Source organism: Streptomyces sp. NPDC042346 (assembly GCF_055581845.1).
In genome coordinates, this window is record NZ_JBVJEH010000001.1 from 221732 (window position 1) to 242696 (window position 20965).

At 72.8% G+C, this 20965-nt stretch carries 21 protein-coding genes; 11 read left to right on the forward strand and 10 right to left on the reverse strand.

The window, feature by feature from the left end:
* Positions 1-223 precede the first annotated feature (223 nt).
* A complete protein-coding gene (locus tag ACZ6K0_RS01085; RefSeq protein ID WP_469229653.1) occupies positions 224-1507 on the forward strand; it encodes an amino acid permease in 1284 nt (427 codons plus the stop codon).
* On the opposite strand, the gene ACZ6K0_RS01090 is transcribed toward ACZ6K0_RS01085, so the two are convergent.
* From ACZ6K0_RS01090 to ACZ6K0_RS01100, 3 genes are all read right to left on the reverse strand, one after another.
* Entirely contained in the window at positions 1461-2141 is a 681-nt protein-coding gene (locus ACZ6K0_RS01090) for a TetR/AcrR family transcriptional regulator (RefSeq protein ID WP_376395833.1), read from the reverse strand. The two genes, ACZ6K0_RS01085 and ACZ6K0_RS01090, sit on opposite strands and share 47 nt — an antisense overlap.
* Positions 2142-2232: 91 nt before the next feature.
* On the reverse strand, positions 2233-2730 hold the full coding sequence (locus ACZ6K0_RS01095; protein WP_469229064.1) for a cupin domain-containing protein: 498 nt from the start codon (positions 2728-2730) through the stop codon (positions 2233-2235).
* A 112-nt stretch (positions 2731-2842) separates the two neighbouring features.
* The gene (locus ACZ6K0_RS01100) at positions 2843-3940 is read right to left on the reverse strand and encodes an MFS transporter (protein ID WP_469229066.1); all 1098 of its coding nucleotides are present in this window, start codon (positions 3938-3940) and stop codon (positions 2843-2845) included.
* 128 nt (positions 3941-4068) lie between these two features.
* On the opposite strand from ACZ6K0_RS01100, the gene ACZ6K0_RS01105 reads away from it, so the two are divergent.
* Together ACZ6K0_RS01105 and ACZ6K0_RS01110 are read left to right on the forward strand one after the other, a co-directional pair.
* Positions 4069-4650 carry an NADPH-dependent FMN reductase gene (locus ACZ6K0_RS01105; RefSeq protein WP_376395842.1) on the forward strand — a complete coding sequence of 194 codons (582 nt, stop codon included), beginning with the start codon at positions 4069-4071 and terminating at the stop codon, positions 4648-4650.
* A complete protein-coding gene (locus tag ACZ6K0_RS01110) occupies positions 4647-5441 on the forward strand; it encodes an MBL fold metallo-hydrolase (protein WP_469229068.1) in 795 nt (264 codons plus the stop codon). Before ACZ6K0_RS01105 ends, ACZ6K0_RS01110 begins: the two co-directional genes overlap by 4 nt.
* Before the next feature lie 3 nt (positions 5442-5444).
* Here the strand turns inward: ACZ6K0_RS01110 and ACZ6K0_RS01115 are convergent, their stop codons facing one another.
* Positions 5445-5753, reverse strand: a complete 309-nt coding sequence (locus ACZ6K0_RS01115) for a hypothetical protein (RefSeq protein WP_469229069.1) — start codon at positions 5751-5753, stop codon at positions 5445-5447.
* Between the two features lie 129 nt (positions 5754-5882).
* Here ACZ6K0_RS01115 and ACZ6K0_RS01120 point away from each other — a divergent pair, with 129 nt between their 5' ends.
* A complete protein-coding gene (locus tag ACZ6K0_RS01120) occupies positions 5883-6455 on the forward strand; it encodes a dihydrofolate reductase family protein (RefSeq protein WP_376395851.1) in 573 nt (190 codons plus the stop codon).
* Positions 6456-6493: 38 nt separating this feature from the next.
* Complete coding sequence (locus ACZ6K0_RS01125; RefSeq protein ID WP_376395854.1) at positions 6494-7141, forward strand: dihydrofolate reductase family protein; 648 nt, start codon at positions 6494-6496, stop codon at positions 7139-7141.
* A 45-nt stretch (positions 7142-7186) separates the two neighbouring features.
* On the opposite strand, the gene ACZ6K0_RS01130 is transcribed toward ACZ6K0_RS01125, so the two are convergent.
* Positions 7187-8146 carry a hypothetical protein gene (locus ACZ6K0_RS01130; protein WP_469229071.1) on the reverse strand — a complete coding sequence of 320 codons (960 nt, stop codon included), beginning with the start codon at positions 8144-8146 and terminating at the stop codon, positions 7187-7189.
* Between the two features lie 122 nt (positions 8147-8268).
* On the reverse strand, positions 8269-9009 hold the full coding sequence (locus ACZ6K0_RS01135; RefSeq protein ID WP_469229073.1) for a PIG-L deacetylase family protein: 741 nt from the start codon (positions 9007-9009) through the stop codon (positions 8269-8271).
* A gap of 187 nt (positions 9010-9196) precedes the next feature.
* Between ACZ6K0_RS01135 and asnB the strand changes: the two genes are divergently transcribed.
* From asnB to ACZ6K0_RS01165, 6 genes are all read left to right on the forward strand, one after another.
* Positions 9197-11002, forward strand: coding sequence for an asparagine synthase (glutamine-hydrolyzing) (gene asnB / locus ACZ6K0_RS01140; protein WP_469229075.1), 1806 nt, complete (start codon positions 9197-9199; stop codon positions 11000-11002).
* Positions 10992-11987 carry a 2-methylaconitate cis-trans isomerase PrpF family protein gene (locus ACZ6K0_RS01145; protein ID WP_469229077.1) on the forward strand — a complete coding sequence of 332 codons (996 nt, stop codon included), beginning with the start codon at positions 10992-10994 and terminating at the stop codon, positions 11985-11987. Before asnB ends, ACZ6K0_RS01145 begins: the two co-directional genes overlap by 11 nt.
* A gap of 91 nt (positions 11988-12078) precedes the next feature.
* Positions 12079-12825 (forward strand): SDR family oxidoreductase, encoded by a 747-nt coding sequence (locus tag ACZ6K0_RS01150; RefSeq protein WP_024759898.1) that lies wholly within the window; start codon positions 12079-12081, stop codon positions 12823-12825.
* A 37-nt stretch (positions 12826-12862) separates the two neighbouring features.
* The gene (locus ACZ6K0_RS01155) at positions 12863-14428 is read left to right on the forward strand and encodes a class I tRNA ligase family protein (protein WP_376395870.1); all 1566 of its coding nucleotides are present in this window, start codon (positions 12863-12865) and stop codon (positions 14426-14428) included.
* A 216-nt stretch (positions 14429-14644) separates the two neighbouring features.
* Positions 14645-15967 carry a D-inositol-3-phosphate glycosyltransferase gene (mshA, locus tag ACZ6K0_RS01160; protein WP_469229655.1) on the forward strand — a complete coding sequence of 441 codons (1323 nt, stop codon included), beginning with the start codon at positions 14645-14647 and terminating at the stop codon, positions 15965-15967.
* Between the two features lie 216 nt (positions 15968-16183).
* Positions 16184-16435, forward strand: a complete 252-nt coding sequence (locus tag ACZ6K0_RS01165; protein ID WP_314612279.1) for a hypothetical protein — start codon at positions 16184-16186, stop codon at positions 16433-16435.
* A 192-nt stretch (positions 16436-16627) separates the two neighbouring features.
* On the opposite strand, the gene ACZ6K0_RS01170 is transcribed toward ACZ6K0_RS01165, so the two are convergent.
* The 4 genes from ACZ6K0_RS01170 to ACZ6K0_RS01185 all read right to left on the reverse strand — a co-directional run bounded on the left by ACZ6K0_RS01170 (position 16628) and on the right by ACZ6K0_RS01185 (position 20763).
* Entirely contained in the window at positions 16628-17800 is a 1173-nt protein-coding gene (locus tag ACZ6K0_RS01170; RefSeq protein ID WP_469229079.1) for a helix-turn-helix transcriptional regulator, read from the reverse strand.
* Positions 17801-17944: 144 nt separating this feature from the next.
* The gene (locus ACZ6K0_RS01175; protein ID WP_469229080.1) at positions 17945-18961 is read right to left on the reverse strand and encodes a LuxR C-terminal-related transcriptional regulator; all 1017 of its coding nucleotides are present in this window, start codon (positions 18959-18961) and stop codon (positions 17945-17947) included.
* Between the two features lie 161 nt (positions 18962-19122).
* Entirely contained in the window at positions 19123-19563 is a 441-nt protein-coding gene (locus ACZ6K0_RS01180) for a Fur family transcriptional regulator (protein WP_376395880.1), read from the reverse strand.
* Positions 19564-19869: 306 nt separating this feature from the next.
* A complete protein-coding gene (locus tag ACZ6K0_RS01185; protein ID WP_469574726.1) occupies positions 19870-20763 on the reverse strand; it encodes an SAM-dependent methyltransferase in 894 nt (297 codons plus the stop codon).
* Positions 20764-20965: the final 202 nt, after the last annotated feature.

Below are 20965 nucleotides of genomic sequence, written 5' to 3' on the forward strand. Positions count from 1 at the left end.
GAGCCTCCTGCGGGTCGTATATCTCGACGCAGGGAGTATATATCGCAGCCGTTCCTGCGTCCCGGGTTCCGCGTCGGGGTCATCCCAGGACGTCTCAGCGGCCGGAACCGGCTTGCCCTCGGGCGGGATCAGCAGCGAAGCTCCTGCGCTGATCGTCTGAATTTCGGGGGGAATCGTGACAGGGCGGGTACTCGGCACGGGGCTGCGACAGCGGCATCTGGCCATGATCGCGTTGGGCGGGGCCATCGGGGCCGGGCTCTTCGTCGGGTCGGGGTTCGGCATCGCGGCCGCCGGGCCCGGAATCCTCGTCTCGTACGGGATCGCCGGCGTCCTGACGGTGCTGGTGATGCGCATGCTGGGGGAGATGTCGGCGGCCCGTCCGGTCACCGGCTCCTTCGCCGAGCACGCGCGGTCGGCGTTCGGGCCGTGGGCCGGGCTCCTCGCGGGGTGGATGTACTGGGCGCTGCTCGTCGTGAGCGTCGCTGCCGAGGCCGTCGGCGCGGCGCACATCGTCGAGGGCTGGGTGCCGGCCGTGCCCGGCTGGGTGTGGGTGGCCGCCTTCATGAGCGTGTTCACCGTCAGCAACCTCGCCGGCGTCCGGAACTTCGGCGAGCTGGAGTTCTGGTTCGCCGGCCTCAAGATCGCCGCGATCTGCGGTTTCCTCGTCCTCGGCGCCGTGGTCCTCGCGGGCCTGCTCCCGGGCACGCCCTCGCCCGGGGCCGCGCATCTCACCGGCGACGGCGGCTTCCTGCCGCACGGCTGGCACGGCGTCGCCGTCGGCATGGTCGCCGCCGTCTTCGCCTTCGGCGGCCTGGAGACCGTGACCATCGCCGCGGCCGAGTGCGACGACCCGGTCCGCGCGGTCCGCACCGGCGTACGGACCGTCATGTGGCGGGTCGCGGTCTGCTACCTCGGTTCGATGGCCGTGATCGTCGCCCTCGTCCCGTGGAACGACCCCGCCGTGGCCGACGGCCCGTACGCCGCCGTCATGGCCCGCATCGGCGTCCCGGGCGCCGCCGACCTCATGAAGGCGGTCGTCCTCGTCGCGCTCCTGTCCGCGATGAACGCCAACATCTACGGCTCCTCGCGCATGCTGTACGCCCTCGTCGGCCGCGGCGACGCACCCCGCGCGCTCGGCCGGCTGCGTACCGGAGTCCCTTACGCGGCCGTCCTCGCCTCCGCCGCCTTCGGCTTCGTCTCGGTCGTCCTCAGCCTGCTCTGGCCGCGCACGGTCTTCCCGTTCCTGCTCAACTCCATCGGCGCCGCGATCCTCGTCGTCTGGGCGCTGATCGCCGCCTCCCACCTGCGCCTGCGCGGCCCGTCCGTACGGGCCGTGGCCGCCCTCGCGGGGATCGGCGGCGTGCTGCTCTTCATGCTGGGCGACGCGGCGAGCCGGACCCAGATCCTGACCACGGGCGCGTGGGCGGCGGCCCTGCTGGTGGGGGCCGGGGTCAGGAGCCTCAGGCGGTCGCGTACCGGGCCAGGAACAGATCCACTCCCGAGCTGATCACCCTTGTCAGCTCGGCGTCCTCGATCGCCGCGTCGGGCGAGAAGGTCCGCACGAGCTGCGGCACGCCCACCGTCACCGCGACGAGCTGCTGCACGGCGAGCTTCGGGTCGGGCGCGTCGAGGGTGCCGCGCGCGTTCAGCTCGGTGAAGGCCTCGACGAGCGGGCCGTTGTTCATGTCGTAGCTGACCCGGTACCAGAGCTGGCCGAGCTGCGGGAAACGGTCTATCTCGCCGATCACCAGCCGCCGCAGCGACATGATGTCGGGCCGCAGCAGGATCCGCGCCCAGTCGGTGGTGAGCCGGACGAGCGCGGCCCGCAGATCGGGGGCGTCGGCGATGGTGGAGTTGGCCGGCTCCAGATCGGCGTACGTCTTCGGCAGGACGCCGCCGATGACGGCGAGGAACAGGCGCTCCTTGCTGCCGAAGTGCTTGTAGATCGTCGCCTTGGAGACGCCGGAGCCGCGGGTGATGGCGTCCATGGAGGCCGCGGAGTACCCCTCGGCGAGGAACTCGGCGAGCGCGGCGTCGATGATCGCCTGGCGCTTGCGCGAGGCCGCGTCGGCGGGGTCCGGGATGATCGGGATGCCGTACTCGTCGGTGGCGCCCTGGGCGTCCTGTGCCTCGGCTCCCATGGCGGTGTCCTTAGCTGTGGTGGAGGGGGCCGCCAGTATATGAACTGAACGGTTTGGTCTGCAAAGATCGGCGCCCGTGCGCCCGCACGCCCTACACGAAGAAGCTGTCGTGGCGCTCGCAGAACTCCGTCCGCTCGGCGTCGCTGAGCTCGGCCAGCTGCGCGATCGACTCGAAGTACTCCTCGCGGGGCGCACCGGGGGCGAACAGCATGAGCATGGAGGCCGGTTCCGGGGCCTCGTTGCGGAAGGCGTGCAGCCCGCCGACGGGGACGTAGAGGTGGTCGCCGGAGGTCGCCGTGACCCACTGCTCGCCGTCGAACACCCGCACGCTGCCGGAGAGGATGAAGAACGCCTCCGACATGGCCTTGTGGAAGTGGGTGCTCGGGCCGCCGGCCTCGGGCCCCATGTCCACGCGGTACAGGCCGTAGTCGCCGTCGGTGGAGGTCTTGGTGGACAGGTAGTGGTACGCGGTGCCGCCGGGCCCGGAGACGAAGTCGGGCTCGGTGGCGGCGGGCCGGAAACGGGCGGTGAGCTCGCCCTGCTCGCCGAAGTAGCGGGGGGCGGGGTAGGAGGGGTGGAGGAGGGACATCGGGGGAGCTCCTTGGGATGGGGTGAGGTGGAGTGGGGTGGGGTGAGGTGTGAGGTGGGTGAGGTGGGTGGAGTGCCGGTCAGGGACCGGTCAGGGGCCGGTCAGGGGCCGGTCAGCTGCCCGTCAGAGCCTCCGCCAGGGCCGGGCCCGTCGCCACTCCGATCAGGAACGCGAGGTTGAACAGCCCGATCGCGGTCCCGTGCCGCGCCTCGGGCAGCCGCCCGGTCGCCGGGCCGGTGAGCAGCCCCTGACCGCCGGCCGTGACGAGTGAGCTGGTCGCCGAACCGACCAGGACCACCGCGGCCCAGGGCGCGAAAGAGGCCAGGGCGGCCGCCGTCACGGACCCGGCCGCGAGCAGCAGCCGCGTCCGGCGCGCGCCCAGGGCGGGGGCGGCGCGGACCAGCTGCCAGGACAGGACGGCGCCCACCAGGGTGGCGACCGAGGCCGCCGCGCCCGTTTCCACGCTGCTCCACCCGGTGAGGGCGGCGACGCGGCGCGGAGCCGCGTACAGCAGGGCGAAGTTGACGGTGGCGAGCGCGAGCATGAGCCCGGCGGCGGCGCGGAAGCCGGGGTCGCGCAGGACGTCGAGGGGGAGGGAAGGGCGTCCGGCTCCGGTCCGCGGCGCCGTGGTGCGGCCCGCGAGGCGCAGCGCCGGTATGAGGGCGAGCAGGCTGAGGAGCGGGAGCGCCAGGGTCGCGCGCCAGCCGAGGGTCCCGGCGACGGCCGCGCCGACGAAAAGCCCCGACGTGCCGCCGACCGCGCTGCCGATCGCGACGAGTCCGGGCGCCCGGCCCGAGCGGTCGCGGCCGGCGATCTGGAAGGCCGCGACGTTGAGGCCGGCCGCGCCCGCCGCCTCCAGGGCCCGCCCGGCGACGGCCAGTGGCAGGTTCGGGGCGACGAGGGCGAGGACCGCGCCCAGGACGAGGAGGGCCGCGCCGGCCCGGACGGTCCCGGCGGGGCCGCGCCGCCCGCCCGCGGCGGACAGCAGGGGCGTACCGACCGCCATGCCGATCCCGTACGCGGTGAGCAGCCAGGCCGCCGTGCCCGGGGAGACGGCGAGTCCGCGGGCGGCCTCGGGCAGGGCCAGGGTCGGCCCGGACACGCCCATCGCGGCGGGCGCGGCGAGCAGGGCGAGGACGAGGCCGCCGTACCGGGCGGGGGCGGGGGTGGAGGCGGAGGGGAGGGCGGTGGCTGTCGGGGGAGAGGCCATTCCCCGAATGAACTACACCATTCAGTTCACTGTCAAGACTAAACCGTTCTGTTGACAGACTGAACCGATCGGTTTAGCTTCTTGCTCGTCGAGATGCGACGCCCACCCCACCTCCTGAAGGAGTCCCCGTGACCACCTCCACGTCCAAGATCCTCGCCATCTCCGGCTCGCTCCGCGCCGACTCGCACAACACGCAACTCCTGCGCGCCGCCCAGAAGTTCAACACCGGCCAGGACATCGAGATCTACGAGGGCCTGCGCGACATCCCGCCGTACGACCAGGACCTCGACACCCCCGAACTGCGCCCCGCCGCGGTGAACGAGCTCCGCCGCCGCGTCCTGGAGGCGGACGGACTACTCATCGCCACCCCGGAGTTCAACTACTCCATCCCCGGCGTCCTCAAGAACGCGCTCGACTGGCTGAGCACCGACTGGACCCGCACCGAGGGCCTGCCCCTGAACCGCAAGCCCACCGCGATCCTCGGCGCCGCACCCACCAACTTCGGCACCGTCCGCGCACAGCTCGCGCTGCGCCAGGTCTTCGTCTGGACGGACAGCGACGTCGTCGTGAAGCCGGAGATCCACGTGTTCCGCTCGTACGAGCGCTTCGACGCCGAGGGCAACCTCACGGACGAGACCACGATCGAGCTCCTCCAGCTCCTCCTGAGCAACCTCCAGGCGAAGGTCGACGCGGCAGAGGCCACGTCGTGACCACCACCGCGACGTACGTGGGGACGGCGACGGTCCTCCTCCGGATCGGCGACCTCACCGTCCTCACGGACCCGGCCCTCGACCCGGCCCCCGCCGACTACCCGGCGGTCCGCCCGCTGCACCGGACGGCCGGCCCCGCGCTCACCGCCGACCGGCTGCCGCCCGTCGACCTGGTCCTCCTCTCGCACGACCAGCACGCCGACAACCTCGACCGGTCGGGCCGCGAGGTCCTGGGCCGGGCGGCGAAGGTCCTCACCACTCCGGAGGCCGCCGAACGCCTCGGCGGCCGTGCGGAGGGGCTGGTGCCCTGGGAGAGCCGCGAGGTCACGGTCGGCGCGACCACGATCAGGGTCACGGCGACCCCTGCCCGACACGGCCCGGAGGGCACGGAGCAGGCCACGGGGCCGGTCACGGGCTTCGTCATCGAGTACGGGGCCGGGGTCGGGGCCGGTGGAGGGGCCGGTGGCGAAGGGCGCACCCTCTACGTCTCCGGCGACACCGTCCGCCACGAGGCCCTGGCGGAGATCGGCGAGCGCTTCGCGATCGACACCGCCTTCCTCCACCTGGGCGACGCCCACTTCCCGACCACCGGCGACCTGGCCTTCTCGATGAGCGCACACGAAGGGGCCGCCCTGGCCCGCACCCTCGGCGCCCGCACGGTGATCCCGCTCCACTACGACTCCTGGTCCCACCTCGCGGAGGACCCGGCCCGCATCACGGAAGCCTTCGCGACCCCGGACCTGAAGGGCCGTCTCCGCAGGCTCCGCCCCGGCGTGGCCGAGGCGCTCTAGGGGCTAGGGGGTGACCCGCCCCGCGCGATGCGCCGCCGACGTCAACCAGGCGGCGGTGACCAGCACCGCTCCCGCCGCGAGGACGCCCCGGCAGGAGCGGTACGAGAGCACCGACCAGGACGAGCGGGCGGAGAGCAGGGAGCCGGCGCTCGCCCAGGAGCCGACGGAGCCGACCGACAGGGCGGAGCCGACCGAACCGACGGAGAGGAAGGAGCCGACCGAGCCGATGGAGAGCGTCGAGCCGACCGATCCGACGGACAGGAACGAGTCCCGCGACCACAGGGACAGGGACGAGCTGCGCTGAATGGCCATACTCCGAGCATAGGTTCCGGCGGCGACCGATGAGTTTCTCCGCGGTCCTCGGTCATAGTTCACAGTGGGCGCGGCGCCGAGCACCGCACACGTGACACGAGACCGACTCCGAGACACCGAGGAACCGACATGCGCACCCTGATCAGCACCGCCTTCATCTCGCTCGACGGTGTCGTGGAGGGCCCGGGCGGCGAGCCCGGCTACCGGAACTCCGGCTGGACCTTCAAGGACATCGAGTTCCTGCCCGAGGCCTTCGAGATCAAGGGCCGGGAGCAGAAGGAGGCCGCCGCGATCCTGCTGGGCCGGACCAGCTACGAGGCCTTCAGCCCCGTGTGGCCCGACATGGAGGACTTCGCCGACTACAAGGCGATGCCGAAGTACGTCGTCTCCACCACGCTCACCGAGGACGACCTCGTCTCGAACTGGGGCGAGACCACGATCCTGCGCTCCCTCGACGAGGTCGCCGCGCTGAAGGAGACCGAGGGCGGCCCGATCATCGTCCACGGCAGCGCCACCCTGAACCACGCCCTCTCCGACGCCGGCCTGATCGACCGCTACCACCTGCTCGTCTTCCCGCTGCTCCTCGGTGCGGGCAAGCGGCTCTTCAGCACGACCGACAAGGACACCCAGAAGCTGAAGCTCGTCGAGCACGAGGCCTACGCCAACGGTCTGCAGAAGCAGGTCTTCGACGTCGTCCGCTGACCCGTTCACCGTTGTCGCAATCGTCAGGAGGAGAGCACGTGGTCCAGCTGCTGCGAGTACAGAACTTCATGGTGTCGAGCGACGGGTTCGGTGCCGGTGAGGGCCAGAGCCTGGAGAGGCCGTTCGGGCACGCGGATCCGGGGGAGCTGTTCGCCTGGGCCGGTGCCACGGCGAGCTGGCCCATGCGTACCGATCCCGGCGGCAGCCGCGGCATCGACGACTACTTCACACGCGACTACGCCCGGAACATCGGCGCCGAGATCATGGGTCGCAACAAGTTCAGTCCCCTGCGCGGGCCCTGGCTCGACCACGACTGGCAGGGCTGGTGGGGCGACGAACCGCCGTTCCGTACGCCGGTGTTCGTCATGACCCACCACGCGCGCCCCTCGTTCACGCTCGCCGACACCACCTTCCACTTCGTCGGCGGCGAGCCGGCCGACGTCCTCCGGCAGGCGCGGGAGGCGGCGCGGGGCAAGGACGTCCGGCTCGGCGGCGGGGCCACGACGATCCGCGAGTTCCTCGACGCCGACCTCGTCGACACCCTCCACGTGGCGGTCGCACCGGTGCGGCTCGGTTCCGGGGCACGGCTCTGGGAGTCCCCGGACGAGCTGCTCGACCGGTTCCACCACGAGACCGTCCCGAGCCCGACCGGCGGTGTGACGCACCACCTCTTCTGGCGCCGGTGAGCGGGTAGGCCGTCCTGGGTCCCGGTCCAGCCGTCCTCGGTCCCCCTAGTCCAGCTGGGACATCCGCTTCCTGTTGTCGTCGTCCGTGGACTGCTGGCTGCTGGAGATCAGCAGGATCCCGTCGGGGAGCGCGCCGTTCAGGTGGTCGCCGAAGGCCTTCGTCGCCCGGGTGAGGTCGTCCAGGACCGTGTTGAGCGACGCGGCGATCGCCGCGCCCAGGGCGCCCCTCGCCGCGGCGGTGGCGTGGTCGGCGGAGGCCTTGGCCAGGTGGCCCGCGGTCGTTCCGTAGACCGCGGTGGCGACTTCCCGGAGCCGTCCGGCCGCCCGCTCGTGCTCGGCGTGGTCGACGTGGACGCCCTCGGCGACGGCCCGGCCGGGCCCGGTGACGAGGTCCGTGCCCCAGGACCGTCCCGTCCCCGCGTCGGCCGCCCCGTCGCGCGCCGCGCCGCCGATGCCCGCGGCGAGGTCGGCGGCGACGCCCTGGAGGCCGGCCACGGCAGGGTCCTGCTGGAGCGTCTTCAGCGTGCCGGCGATGCGCTGGTGGCACGTGGCGACGAGCGTCTGCGACACGCTCTGGGCGTTCGCGACGGAGGAGGCGACGACATCCTCGGGCGCGCGGAACATCAGTGCCCCGGAGACGAGTTGGGCGACCGTGACGGCGGCGCACTCGGACGCGACCTGGACGAGCTCCGCCTTGGTCGCGGCGATGGTCGCGGCGATGTCGGCCACCGCGGCGGCCGACAGCCCCGCCACCGCCACGACGGAGCCGACGTCCTGGTTCATGACCTTGTCCCAGTGCTGCCCCAGGGCGTCCATCGCCTCGCCCCTCCCGGACGAGAGCAGCCGCTGGATGTGCTGGTTCGCGTCCCCCGCGTCGTTCCAGATCGCGTCGCCGTACAGGCGCAGGCTGTCCGAGACCGTGTAGTACGGCGCCTCGTCGGCCTCGGGTTTGGCGAGGTACCCGTTGATCAGGGCTTCGTACAGGTCCGAACCGAAGTCGGTCATGGCGTGAACTCCCCCTCGTCACGCGCGTGTTGGTGGCACGCGCCCCCACGTGTGCCGTTCACGGTCTCACGCACCCCGTGCCGCCACAAGAACTCCGCGAGGGGTACGAGGAGGGGTGCGCCTCAGTCGATGTGCACGATCTGGAACGCCTCCGCCATCCGGCCCGGCGGCAGCCCGCCCGCCGTCGCGTGCTCGCCGAGCCAGTCGCGGAGCAGGCCGGCCAGGTCGTCGAAGTGGGCGGTCTGGGAGGTGTGGATGCGCAGCGCCTGGACCTTGCGGTCGAAGACCGGGGTGACGTCCACGTACTGGTTCGGGGTGGGGCCCGTCATCAGCCACAGCTCGTGGACCGTCCACGGCTCCAGGCCCTCCTCCTTCAGGAGCTGCGCGTGCGCGAAGGGGTTGCGGGCCTCGGGGTAGATCGCGCGCAGGCAGGCGTCCCCGACCGCGCGGTGGTCGGGGTGGAGGTCGGCGACGCGCGCCCAGTTGATCTCGGGGGACGGGATGATGGCCCGCTGCGGGCGCACTTCGCGGATGACCCGGCACAGGTCGCGCCGCAGCTCGACGGAGGCCTCGACGAAGCTGTCGGGGTAGCCGAGGAAGCGGACGTCGGCGACGCCGCTGAGCTTCGCCGAGTGGACCTGCTCGGCGCGGCGCAGATCCGCCATCGCCTGCCGGGGGAGCTGTTCGTCGTAACCGCCGGCGCCGCCGTCCGTGACGATGCAGTACGTGACGCGGGTGCCGCGCTCGATCCACTGCATGACGGTGCCGCTGACGCAGAACTCGATGTCGTCCGGATGCGCGGCCACGACCAGCAGGGATGCGGGTGCGCCGCGGCCCCTCTCGAAATCCTCCATGTCCCTCATGGGGCCAGCCTGTTGGGGGTGGCGGGAGCGTCGCAAGGCCAACCCGTGGCGTGAACTGGACATGGCACTTACGCGCCATTCAAAAACTTGGTAGATTCAAATCATTGGGTGCGACCAGTGTGAGATGGACAGTGACTTCGGACGTACGACGTCGGAAGCGCGACTTCGGAATACGGAGGCGACCGCCATGTGCAGGATTCTCGGCACCATCGCCGCGGGAGCGGACCGCCCGGACCCCGCCGAGCTCGCGGCGGTCTCGGCCCGCCAGCGCCACGGCGGCCCCGACGAGCACCACGTGCTCAGCGGGCCCGGCTGGGCGCTCGGCTGCGACCGGCTCGCCGTGACCGACCCGTGCGGCGGGCAGCAGCCCTACCGGCTGCCGCACCTCCCCGGCATCCTCGCCGTGCTCAACGGTGAGATCTACAACCACGCCGAACTGCGCCGCGCGCTCGCCGCCCGCGGCCACCGCTTCCCCGACCGCTGCGACGGCACCGTGCTCCCCGCGCTCTACGCCGAGTACGGCCCCGCCTTCGCCGAGCACCTCGACGGCATGTTCGCCGTCGCGATCCTCGACCTGCGCCCCGGCGGCACCCGACTCGTCCTCGCCGTCGACGACATGGGCATGAAGCCGGTGTACTTCCACCACGACCCGTACGACGGCTCCACCCGCTTCGCCTCCGAGATCCCCGCCCTCCTCGCCTTCGAAGGGGTACGGATCTCCCCGCGCGACGACGCCCTCGACACCGTCCTCGCCACCCGCACGTCCTTCTCCACGCACACCGCCCTCGACGGCGTCAGCGTCCTGCCGCCGGGCGCCACCGCCCTCGTACGCCCGGGAACGGCACCCGTGGTGCGGCGCAGGGGCCCCAGGCCCGCCGCCGCTCCGGGCGACACCCAGGACATCCTGCGCCACGAGGTCCGGCGGCTCGCCCACGCCGAGGTGCCCGTCTGCGCGATCACCAGCGGCGGCCTCGACTCCGGCCTCGTCACGGCGCTCGCCGCCGAGCACGCCCGCGAGACGGACGCCCCGCCGCTGCACACCTTCCACCTCACCTACCGGGGCAAGTGGCCCGGCTCGGAAGCCGCGTTCGCCCGCTCGGTCGCCCGCCGGGCCCGTACGGTCCACCACGAGGTCTCCGTCGACCCCGACGAGCTCACCTCCCTCCTGACCCGCACCGTCCGCCACCTCGGCCAGCCCAACGCCGACCCCATCACCGTCTCCACGTACGCGCTCTTCCGCGCCGTCCGCCAGAACGGCTTCACCGTCGCGCTCGCCGGCGACGGCGCCGACGAACTCTTCGGCGGCTACGACCGGATGCGCGCCGCGCTCGCCGCGCCCGCCGGGGCGGACTGGGCCGGCGCCTACGCGGACGCCCTCTCGGCCGCGCCGCGGTTGCTCCGCGACCACCTCTACACCGCCAACTACCGCGCCCACATCGCCGATCAGGGGTCGGCGGCCGACCGCATCGAGCAGGAACTGCGCTCGGCGGAGGCCGTCGGCGAGGACCGGCTCACCGCGATGACCGCCTTCGAGACCCGCTGGCGGCTCCCCGCGTACCACCTGCGGCGCGTCGACCACCTCTCGATGGCCTGGGCCGTCGAAGCGCGCATGCCCTTCTGCCAGCCGTCCGTCGTCGCCCACGCCCGGGGACTGCCGACGGAGGCGCGCACGGGCAAGCGGGCGCTGTACGAAGCGGGAACCGAGCTCCTCCCCTCCGGGGTCCTCCGGCGCCCCAAACAACCCTTCACGCTCCCGCTCGCGGCGATGCTCGCCCCCGGCAGCCCGCTCCTCGACACCGTCCGCGACCTGCTCTCCCCGGCCCGGCTCGTCCTCGGCGGCAAGGTCCGCGCCGACCGGGTCCAGAAACTCCTCGCCCGCCAGCTGGAACGCCCGTCGCACCACGACGCCCTGGCCCTCTGGAGCCTCGCCGTCCACGAGCTGTGGACGGAGGTCGTCCAGGGCATGCGAATCCCGGTGGGCTGTGCGGCCTGACCCCTCGGGACCTCCACGCCCCGAACCCGCCCGGGCGCGGCGCCGGCGTAGGAGTGTCGTCGGTGTCGGTGTCGGTGTCGGTGCCGGTGCCGGTGCCGTTGTCGTCGGCGCCGTCGTCGTACGGGCCGAGGACGCTCCCGGGCCCACCCTCGTCCTGCGGCTCGACCATCTGCCCGTCGGGGCCCTCGCGCTCGGGAGCGAGTTGGCTCGGCTGCGGCACGCGCTCGCCGGGACGCCGTACGCCGGGCTCAACAAGATCGCGCTGTACGGGCCCGCCGCCACCCCAGGCCGCGACCTCGACTACCGCTTCGTCCAGGCCCTCCCCGGCGGCGCCTTCGACTTCCGGGCCGGCTGCGGGCACTCCCTCCTCGCCTGCGTCGTCGCCGACGGCCGCCCCGGCCCCGTCACCGTCCGCGCCGTGACGACCGGGGACACCGTGCTGTGCGAGCCCGAGCCCGGGCCGCATGGCGCCGACACGTACACGCTCAGTTTCCTCACGGCTCCCACCGCCCCCGGCACCCTCCCCACCGGCCGCCCCGTCGACGTCCTCCGCGGCGTGCCCGTCTCCCTCGTGCGGTACGGCAACCCGTACGTCTTCGTCGACGCCCGCCACCTCCCCCCGGACGACGCCGCCCTCCACGACCGGCTCCTCGCACTGCGCGCCGAGGCCGCCCGTGTCCTCGGGCACCCGCCCCACTCCGCCCTCCCCAAGATCGCCGCCTTCACCGCCGGCCCCGGAGGGCTCTCCGTCCGCTCCCTCACCGTCGGCGGCTGGCACCCCCGCCTCGCGCTCACCGGCGCCGCCGCCCTCGCCGCCGCCGGCGCGCTCGACGGCACCGTCGTCCCCGCCCCCACCGGCCCCGTCCGCACCCCCGGCGGTACGGTGACCGTCTCCTCCGCGCCCGACCGCGTCCGCGTCCACCACAAGCGCGCGAAGGTCCTCGGCAGGCTCGAACTGCCGTGGCGTATCCACGCAACGGCGTGAACGCGCACCCCTCCCGCCGGGCCCCCGCTGTCCTTTCTCTGCCACGCTGAAATGGACCGGCAATCGGTATCCGTGGGGAGAGCAGACGCACATGAAATTCGAGAATCTGCGTGTCGTCGTGACCGGAGCGTCCCGCTATTTCGGTCGCGCGCTCGCCGTCGGATTCGCGCATCTCGGCGCCGAGGTCTACGTCTCGGCGCGGACCGTCGAAGCCGCCGAGCGCACCCGTACCGAAGTCATGGGCTCGGCCCGTGACCGTATCCACGCCTTCGGCTGCGACCTGAGCAAGCCCGCCGAGATCCGGGAGTTCGCCGCCCGCGTCGGCGAACGCACCGACCGCGTCGACCTGTTGGTCAACAACGGCGCCCGCTGGCTCGACGGCATGGACCTGGAGGCGGCCAGCGACCGCGAGATCGTCGAGACGATCGAGTCGACGGCCGGCGGCACCGTCCTCATGGTGAAGCACTTCCTGCCGCTGCTGCGCGGCTCGCTGCGGCCCGACATCGTCAACATGGTCGCCGTCCGCGACGCCGAGGGCGCCTCCGCCGCGACCGCCGGCGCCGCCCACGAGGCCTTCTGGGCGGCGAAGAGCGCCCAGGCCGGTTTCGCCGACATCCTCTCGCGCCGGCTCCGCCCCTCCGGGGTCCGCGTCTTCTCGCTCTTCCCGCCCGACTTCTCCACCTCGGACCCGCGGTTCGCGGAATGGGACGGATCGAATCCGGACGGAATCGCACCCGACGAGAAGCTCACCACCCAGGCCCTTTTCGAATGCATCGTCTATGCCGTCGAGCAGCCGCGTGACTGCTTCATCCGCTCATTCCACTTCGAACCGCGCTGAGCCCACCGCACCACAGCGTCAAGGAGGTCCCAGTCCCATGAGCACTCCCGTCTGGATCACCGCGACCCCTCCCGCCACCCACGGCGAACTCCACATCGGCCATCTCGCCGGGCCGTACGTCGCCGCCGACGTCCTCACCCGCTACCTGCGGGCCGAGGGGGAAGCGGTCCGGTTCACCACCGGCACCGCCGACCACGCCAGCTCCGTCGAGGTCCGCGCGCTGCGCCACAACCGCAAGCCCGAGGAGGTCGCGGAGGGCTACCGTGCCGCGATCACCGCCGACTGGCTCCGCTCGGGTGTGGAGTTCGACCACATCGTGCGCCCGCGGCGCGACAAGGGCTACGGACGCTGGGTGCAGGACCTCTTCAGCAGACTGTTCGCGCAGGGGGTCATCGCCCCGCGCACCCGCCTCCTGCCCTACTGCGAGCCGTGCGACCGCTGGCTGTACGGGGCGCACGCCACCGGCAGCTGCCCGCACTGCGGCGCGGACAGCGACGGCGGCATGTGCCACGAGTGCGCCCGCCCCAACGACGGCGGCGACCTCATCTCGGCGCGCTGCGCGGTCTGCGACACCCCGGCGGTGGCCCGCCGCTGCCGCCGGCTGTACGTGCCCCTGGAGCCCTTCCGGGAGACGCTCGCCGAGTACTGGGCGACGGCGGGGCTCCCGCCCCGGCTCGCCGCCCTGTGCGAGTCGCTCGTCGAGGACGGACTGCCGGACATCGCCGTCGGCCACCCCGCCGAGTGGGGCCTGCCGGTCCCGGTCGACGGCTTCCCCGACCACCGCATCGACGGCTGCTTCGAGGCCGCCGCGATGCACCTCTTCGGCTACGACACGAAGGGCCCGCTGCCCCGCCGCGCCATCCACTTCTGCGGCTTCGGGCACTCCTTCTGCCACGCGGTGCTCCTGCCGGTGCTGCTCCTCGCGCAGGACATCAAGCTGCCGCAGGACTTCAACGTCAACGAGTCGTACGTCATCGAGGAAGGCGTCCAGGAGGGCAACGTCTGGGCGCTCGACCTCCTCACCGAGTACGGCTCCGACACCCTCCGCCGGCACGTCCTCCAGGCCCGCCCGCTGGGCCGCCGCACCGTCTTCCACCGGGAGCGGCTCGCGGCCGCCCGCCGGGAGCTGGACGAGAGCTGGAACAGCTGGCTCGCGCGGCTCTTCTCCTCCGTACGGGAGGAGTGCGGCGGACTCGCCCCGCAGGCGCTGCCCGGCGGCACGGGCTGGGAGATCCTGGAGCGGCGGCTCCACCGGGGCGTGGACGATCTGCGCGAGGCGTACGGCCCCGACGCCTTCGACCCGCGCCGGGCGGTCGCCGTCCTCGACGAGATGGTCCGCTCGGTGGCCGACTTCGGCCACGTCAACGCCCACGAGCGGTGCCGGCCCAGCACGTCCTGCCGTCATCTCCCGGCGCTCGCCGCGCAGTTGGCGGTGGCCTCGGCGCTCTCCGCGTGGGCGCGGCCGGTGATGCCGGAGGGCGCGGACCGGCTCGCGGCGGCGCTCCAGGTGCTGCCGGGCCGGCCGGTCGACTGGCACGCACTGATGGGCCCCCTCCCGGGGACCCGGCTCGCACCGCCCTCGGGCCCGGTCTTCGGGTTCTGATCCCTTCCGATTCCCTTCGACTACTAAGCAACTAAGTACTCCAGTACTCCAGTACTCCAGTACTCCAGTACTCCAGTACTCCAGTACATCGGTACGTCAGTGCGTCCGTACGTCAGTGTTCGAGTCCCCCCTGCCGCGTGACCGTGCGCGCGCGAGCGACGCGCAGGGACACGTGGCCCCACTCCACAGGAGCTCCACGTGTCCCTGCGCGTCGCCATGCTCAGCGTCCACACCTCCCCGCTCCACCAGCCCGGGACGGGGGACGCCGGCGGAATGAACGTCTACATGGTCGAACTCTCCCGCGCCCTGGCCGAACTGGGCGTGGAGGTCGACCTGTTCACCCGCTGCCGGGGCGAGGGCCTGCCCCCGCTCGTCGAGCTCGCCCCGGGGGTCCGGGTCCGCCATCTGCACGCCGGGCCGCGCGGGCCGCTGCCCAAGGAGGCCATGCCGGACCTCGTCGTGCCCTTCTCGCTGGCGCTCCTGAAGGAGGAGCGGCGCTACGACGTGGTCCACTCGCACTACTGGCTCTCCGGGCAGGCGGGCCGGATCGCCTCGGTCGGCTGGCGGATCCCGCTCGTGCACACCGCCCACACGCTGGCCCGGGTGAAGAACGCCTCGCTCGCCGAGGGCGACAGCCCCGAGCCCGAGCTCCGCGTCCGCGGCGAGCTCCAAGTCGTCGGTTCCGCCGACCGGTTGATCGCCAACACGACCGACGAGGCGGAGGCGCTGCGCACGCTGTACGGGGCGGCGGGGGAGCGCACCGAGGTCGTACGGCCCGGGGTCGACCTGCGGACCTTCCGCCCCGCCGGGGGTGCCTCCCGGGCCGAAGGCCCCGGGGGAGGCAAGGCGGCGGCCCGGGCCCGGCTCGGGCTCCCCGCCGACGCGTTCGTCCCGCTCTACGCCGGCCGCATACAGCCGCTGAAGGGCCCGGACGTGCTCGTCCGGGCGATCGCCGAACTACTGCGACAGGAGCCGGAGTTGCGCCGCCGGCTGCTGGTGCCGGTGGTGGGCGGCCACTCGGGTGCGACGCGGGAGGGGACGGCCTGGAAGCTGGCGGGGGAGCTGGGCGTCACCGATGTGCTGCGGGCCTTCCCGCCCGTACCGCAGGAGAAGCTGGCGGACTGGTACCGGGCGGCGGACGTGCTGGTGGTGCCCTCGCGCAGCGAGTCCTTCGGCCTGGTGGCCCTGGAGGCGCAGGCCTGCGGGACGCCGGTGCTCGCGGCGGCGGTCGGCGGGCTGCCGACGGCGGTGTGGGACGGGGTGACGGGGCTTCTGGTGCACGGTCACGACCCGGTGGAGTACGCGCGCCGGCTGCGGTGGCTCGCGGCGCACCCGGAGGCGGTGGAGTCGATGGGGGAGGCGGCGGTCCGCCACGCGCGCGGGATGAGCTGGCGCGCCTCCGCCGCCCGGACCGTCGAGGTGTACCGGGGGGCGTTGGCGGAGGGGCTGGGTCAGGGGTTGGGGCAGGGGCGGCGGCACGCCCCTGCCCCGGCGGCCTCTCTCTCCTGGAGGAACGAGAAGGCCGTAGCTCAAGTCTAGCACCACTTTTGGTTCGACCAAAGATATGGAAGGCTCCGGATCCGCCAATTCCGTTGCTGTGCAGGCGTATTGACGCATCCACGCCATGGCGGGTCCACGCACAGAGAATCCCTGGATCGGTTTCCGGGGCGGGGACAGAATGGAGATGTCTTCAGGGAACGCCCGGCGGCACGGGCCCCGGAAGGCGGAATTCACATTCCCACTCCTGGAGGAATCATGTCTGCTGAGCACGCCACGGGGACTCGCCGGATCGTCCGTCAGTTCGCCCTCGCCGCGGCAGCGTGTCTCGCCGTCGCCGGCGGCGCGGCCCTGGCGACGGCCCCGAGCGCGGTCTCGGCCCCGCAGCACGTGGTGGCGGACGGCGCGTCCGACGGGACCACTGCCACCCCGACCCCCACCCCCACGCCGTCCCCGTCGAACGGGAACGAGTGGGACAAGATCCCCCCGGCGCCGATATCTGCCAATTGAGTCGACGGGAATCCGAAAGAAAGGCTGCGCGGCCGCCCTGGAAAAGGGCGGCCGCGCAGCCATTTCCTTGCGCCTTGCGCCTTGCGCCTTGAGTCTTGAGTCTTGCGTCTTCAGCCTTGCGCCTTGCGCCTTGCGCCAGGCACTGTCTCTGTCACCGGCACCCCGGCGAACCGCCCGCGGGAAATCCCGCGCTCAGTCGACCCAGCCCAGCCGATAGGCGCGCACCCCGGCCTCGAACCGGCTCGTCGCCCCCATCTCCTGCATCAGCTCGGAGAGCATGCGGCTCACCGTCCGCAGCGACACCCCGAGCCCGCGCGCGATCTTCTCGTCCTTCATGCCGGAGGCGAGCATGCTCAGCGCCGCCCGCTGCTGCTCCGAAAGCCCGTCGCCGCCCTGATCCGGTGCGGACCCGTCCCCGTACGGCAGGGCGGTGTGCCAGCAGTGCTCGTACAGCGCGAGGTACGAGCGGACCAGGGCGGGACCCCTGGCCAGTACCGCGCCCGCCGCCGGCTCGGCCGGATCGACCGGCACCACCGCGAACTGCGCGTCGGCGATGATCAGCGGCATGGGGACCGCCGACGCGATCCGCACCTCCACCCCCGCCTCGACCCGGCGCCGCAGATGCTCCGCCACCTCGGGCGAGGCGCAGGCCTGGTCGCTGTACATGGCGCGGACGCGCACCCCGTTCTCGATCTGTCGCCGGTCCCGGCTCAGCACCCGCTCCCCGACCTCGCGCTTCAGCGACGTCAGGTGCATCGACGCCAGGCTGTGCTGGATGACGTCCGTGATGTCCTCAAGGACCTGCTGGATCCGGCGGTAGTCGCTGAGGAGCTCCACATCCGCGTCCGCCCGCGTGAGCGAACCGGCTCGCAGGAACGCCCCCGCCAAGGTCTCCAGGGTGTCGTACGCGCGGTCCGCCTCGTCGAGGTGCTCACGCAGCTGCTCGCGCTCCCGGTGCAGCAGCCGGAGCAGTGCGATCTCCGGGTCGATCACGGCGACCGTGTCGCCGTCGCCTTCGCTGTTCCCGTCGCCGCCGCTTGCCTGCGGCCGGCCACCGCCGTTACCGCCGGCGCCGTCACCGCCGCCGCCGGCGGCCCGGAGCTCGCCGCGGGAGCCGTGCTGGGCCGGATTGGTCGGCACGATGAGCCCGAGGTCGGACAGTTCGCACCGACATCGCTCGTACTCCTCGGGGGAGAGCCGGAGTTGGGCTCCCACCTCGCCGAGGCTGGACACTCCGCGCCTGCGCAGTTCCTGGTAGAGGTTCACCACAGCATCGGGTGAGCCTTCCGGGTGATCGGTGCCGTTCCCCGTACCCGAGTACTCGGTCCCGTTCCCCGTACCCGTACCGCCGCCGGTGGTGATCAAGGCGAAGTGACCCCCTGTTCCCTCGAGTCGCGCCGCCGTCACCCTGTCACACGGCTGGGCGGCCGTCCGTCATGCCGATCCGACCGGTCCGACCGGTCGGGGATCCATCGTGCGTCATCCGAACTCCCCGGTGGTATCCCGCCCTTAGGGCCGCTCGACTCCGTCGCCGTCCAACAGGCCGAGCCGGGCCGCCTTCACGCCCGCCTCGAAACGGCTCGCCGCCCCCAGCTCCTGCATCACCTCGGAGAGCAACCGGCTCACCGTCCGCAGCGAGACCCCCAGATTGCGCGCGATCTGCTCGTCCTTGATGCCGGAGGCGAGCATCAGCAGCGCCGCCCGCTGCTGCTCGGAGAGCCCGTCGCCGCCCTTCTCCGGCGCCTCCTCCTCGCCGTACGGGGCGGCCGCCGTCCAGCAGTACTCGTACAGGGCGAGATAGGAGCGGACGAGGCCGGGGCCGCGCGCGAGGATCGCGGCGGAGGACAGGTCGTGCGGATCGGTGGGCAGGAGCGCGAAGTTCTCGTCGGCGAGGACCATGTTCATCGGCACGACGGAGGCGAACCGTATCTCCACGCCCAGCGCGGCCCGCTCCTCCAGGTGCTGCGCCATCTCCGGCACCGAGGCGGCCCGCCGGCTGTACATGGCCCGGATCCGGACCCCGCGGTCGGCCCACAGGCGGTCCTGGGCCAGCTCGCCCGGCAGCTCCTCGCGGCGTACGGAGCCGGTGTGCATGAAGTGCGCGGCCGTCCGGACGGAGTCCCTCAGCTCGGCGAGGCTGCGGCGTACGCGGTGGGGGTCGTCGACGATCTCGACCTCGATCTCGCCGCGCGGGGTGGCCCCGGCCCGCAGAAACGGTCCGGCGAGGGCTTCGAGGGCGGTGTGCGCGCGGCTGGTCGCGGCGAGGCGTTCCTGGAGCCGGTCGCGCTCCCGGCGCAGCAGCCGCAGCAGGGCGACATCGGGGTCCACGACCGCGTTCGGGTCGAGGGAGGGGGCGGTCAGTCCTAAGGAGGCGAGTTCGTCACGACATCGCTCCCGCTCCTCGGCGGAGAGCTCCAGCCGGTCCGCGACCTGGTCGAAGGTCGTCCCCGGACGGGCGCGGAGTTCCTGGTAGACGGCGAGAGCCTGTTCGCTGCCCGTACGGGCCACGGCGGTGTTTCTGGACACGGCGCAGCAGACTCCCCTCGGATCCCCCTGGATCCTCATGAATCGCCCCGCTAGACCCTGCCATACATTCGAACGACACGCACGGAGTTGACCGCAGCTCAGGACGGTTCGCGGTGCCGGCGGGCAGGAGCGGGCGAGGGCGGAGACGGGCCGGGAACCGCTCAGGCGGCGGGGGCGCTCGCCCGGCAGTCGGGGCACAGGCCCTTGAACACGATCTCGGCGTCCTCGACCCGCCACTCCGGCAGCGCGCCCCGGGGCGGCTTCGGCGCGGCCGCGTCGACGTTCTCCACGCGGCCGCAGGTGACGCACAGCGCGTGCTGGTGCGCGGGACCGGAGATCTCGAAGACGGCGGGCAGGCCGGGGCGGTCGAACTTGCTGACCAGGCCGGTCTCCTGGAAGTGCCGGAGCATCTCGTACACGGCCTGGCTGGTCAGCGTGCCGAGCCGCTCGCGCGCGGTCGTGGTGATCGCCTCGACGTCGAGATGGCCGCCGGCGGCGAGCACCGTGAGCACCTCCAGGCGCGGGCCCGTGACCCGCAGCCCGACGTCGCGCAGGCGCTGGATCACCGCCTCGCGGCCCGTCAGCTCTTCCGCGACTGCCATCTTCTCCGCCCGCCACCTGGTCGGCTCAAACTTTTGTTGGCATCGTACCTCTTGCTCGTCAAGCGCGTCAGGCGCTCTTCGGCCGCTTGTCGGCCGTCCGTCGGCCTTCCGCCCGTGGCCCGTACGTCACGCGCCCGTGCACCACGCGCCCGTGCACCACGCGCCCGTACGCCACGCGCCCGTGCACCACGCGCCCGTGCACCACGCGCCCGTACGCCACGCGCCCGTGCACCACGCGCCCGTGCACCACGCGCCCGTGCACCACGCGCCCGTACGTCACGCGCCCGTACACCGGCGGCCCGTCCGTCAGTCGTCCGTCCTGCACACCAGCAGCACGCTCTCGGTCCGGTCGTCGATCCGGTGGCGCCGCCGGCCCTCGATGTGCAGGCCGGCCGAGTGCAGCTCCGCCGCGAGCCGCTCCGGATCCACGATCCACTTGTCGGTGGTCAGCACGACCCGCTCGGTGGAGAGCTTGCCGGTGCGGGCCGTGTAATACGTGATCCGCTCGCTCATCGACGGCAGGTCGAACACCTGCCGCGCCACCACCCACTCGTCGATCCCGTCGAAGCGCGGCACCTGGAACGCCCAGGTCCGCCGCGGCTCCGCGATGAGTCCGGGCAGCTGGTGCGCCGTGTAGTCGAGGGCGAGCGCCCCGCCCGTCTCCAGGTGGGAGGCGACCTCGCGCAGCAGCTCCGGCCGGTGCGCGGGCGGGACGGCCGTGACCATCGCGCCCGCGAGGAGCGCCAGCCGGTAACTCCCTTCGAGCCGCAGCTCGGTGAGGTCGGCCCGATGGGTGACGACGAGCCCGGCGACCTGCGGGCCGATCCGGCGGGCCCAGCCTTCGAGGCGCTCGAGGGCCGAGGCGTCCCGGTCCACGGCTTCCACGGCGAAGCCGTGCCGGGCGAACGGGACGGCGAGCCGCCCGGCGCCGGAGCCGAGGTCCAGAACGGGTCCGCCGGTGGAGCGGGCGAGGCTGAGGTACCGGACGATGTCCGCGCTGTGCGGGCCGAGCAGGGCGTCGTGCAGCCAGACGGAGTTCTCGTCGGCCGGGGAGACCGATTCGAGCCCGGGCAGGGTGTCGGACTTGATCCTGATGCCGGCCCCGGGGGCGGGCTCCCGCTCCCGGTCGTATCGGGACGGCAGGACCGGAGCGAACGCTGCGGGCACGACGGGCAGGGAAATGCCGCTCGGTGTGTGCATCGCTCCTCCAGGGGCTCGCTCGGTCCATGCCGTCCGGACGAGGTTCCCGTGCCGCCGGGACCGCGCCGCTGGACCCATCCTGACCTGGCGGGGAGCGCCGATCCACCGGATCGGGCTGCGTGAACACGCGATGGCGTGGATCTGCCACGACCGTCAGTTCGACGGTCACGGAAGCGAGTTCGACGGTCGCGACCGTCCGTGC

Coding starts and splice junctions, on each gene's coding strand:
- ACZ6K0_RS01085 (WP_469229653.1), top strand. CDS start 224: ATGATCGCGTTGGGCGGGGCCATCGGGGCCGGGCTCTTCGTCGGGTCG.
- ACZ6K0_RS01090 (WP_376395833.1), bottom strand. CDS start 2,141: ATGGGAGCCGAGGCACAGGACGCCCAGGGCGCCACCGACGAGTACGGC.
- ACZ6K0_RS01095 (WP_469229064.1), bottom strand. CDS start 2,730: ATGTCCCTCCTCCACCCCTCCTACCCCGCCCCCCGCTACTTCGGCGAG.
- ACZ6K0_RS01100 (WP_469229066.1), bottom strand. CDS start 3,940: ATGGCCTCTCCCCCGACAGCCACCGCCCTCCCCTCCGCCTCCACCCCC.
- ACZ6K0_RS01115 (WP_469229069.1), bottom strand. CDS start 5,753: ATGGCCATTCAGCGCAGCTCGTCCCTGTCCCTGTGGTCGCGGGACTCG.
- ACZ6K0_RS01120 (WP_376395851.1), top strand. CDS start 5,883: ATGCGCACCCTGATCAGCACCGCCTTCATCTCGCTCGACGGTGTCGTG.
- ACZ6K0_RS01130 (WP_469229071.1), bottom strand. CDS start 8,146: ATGACCGACTTCGGTTCGGACCTGTACGAAGCCCTGATCAACGGGTAC.
- ACZ6K0_RS01135 (WP_469229073.1), bottom strand. CDS start 9,009: ATGAGGGACATGGAGGATTTCGAGAGGGGCCGCGGCGCACCCGCATCC.
- asnB (WP_469229075.1), top strand. CDS start 9,197: ATGTGCAGGATTCTCGGCACCATCGCCGCGGGAGCGGACCGCCCGGAC.
- ACZ6K0_RS01150 (WP_024759898.1), top strand. CDS start 12,079: ATGAAATTCGAGAATCTGCGTGTCGTCGTGACCGGAGCGTCCCGCTAT.
- ACZ6K0_RS01155 (WP_376395870.1), top strand. CDS start 12,863: ATGAGCACTCCCGTCTGGATCACCGCGACCCCTCCCGCCACCCACGGC.
- mshA (WP_469229655.1), top strand. CDS start 14,645: ATGCTCAGCGTCCACACCTCCCCGCTCCACCAGCCCGGGACGGGGGAC.
- ACZ6K0_RS01165 (WP_314612279.1), top strand. CDS start 16,184: ATGTCTGCTGAGCACGCCACGGGGACTCGCCGGATCGTCCGTCAGTTC.
- ACZ6K0_RS01180 (WP_376395880.1), bottom strand. CDS start 19,563: ATGGCAGTCGCGGAAGAGCTGACGGGCCGCGAGGCGGTGATCCAGCGC.
- ACZ6K0_RS01185 (WP_469574726.1), bottom strand. CDS start 20,763: ATGCACACACCGAGCGGCATTTCCCTGCCCGTCGTGCCCGCAGCGTTC.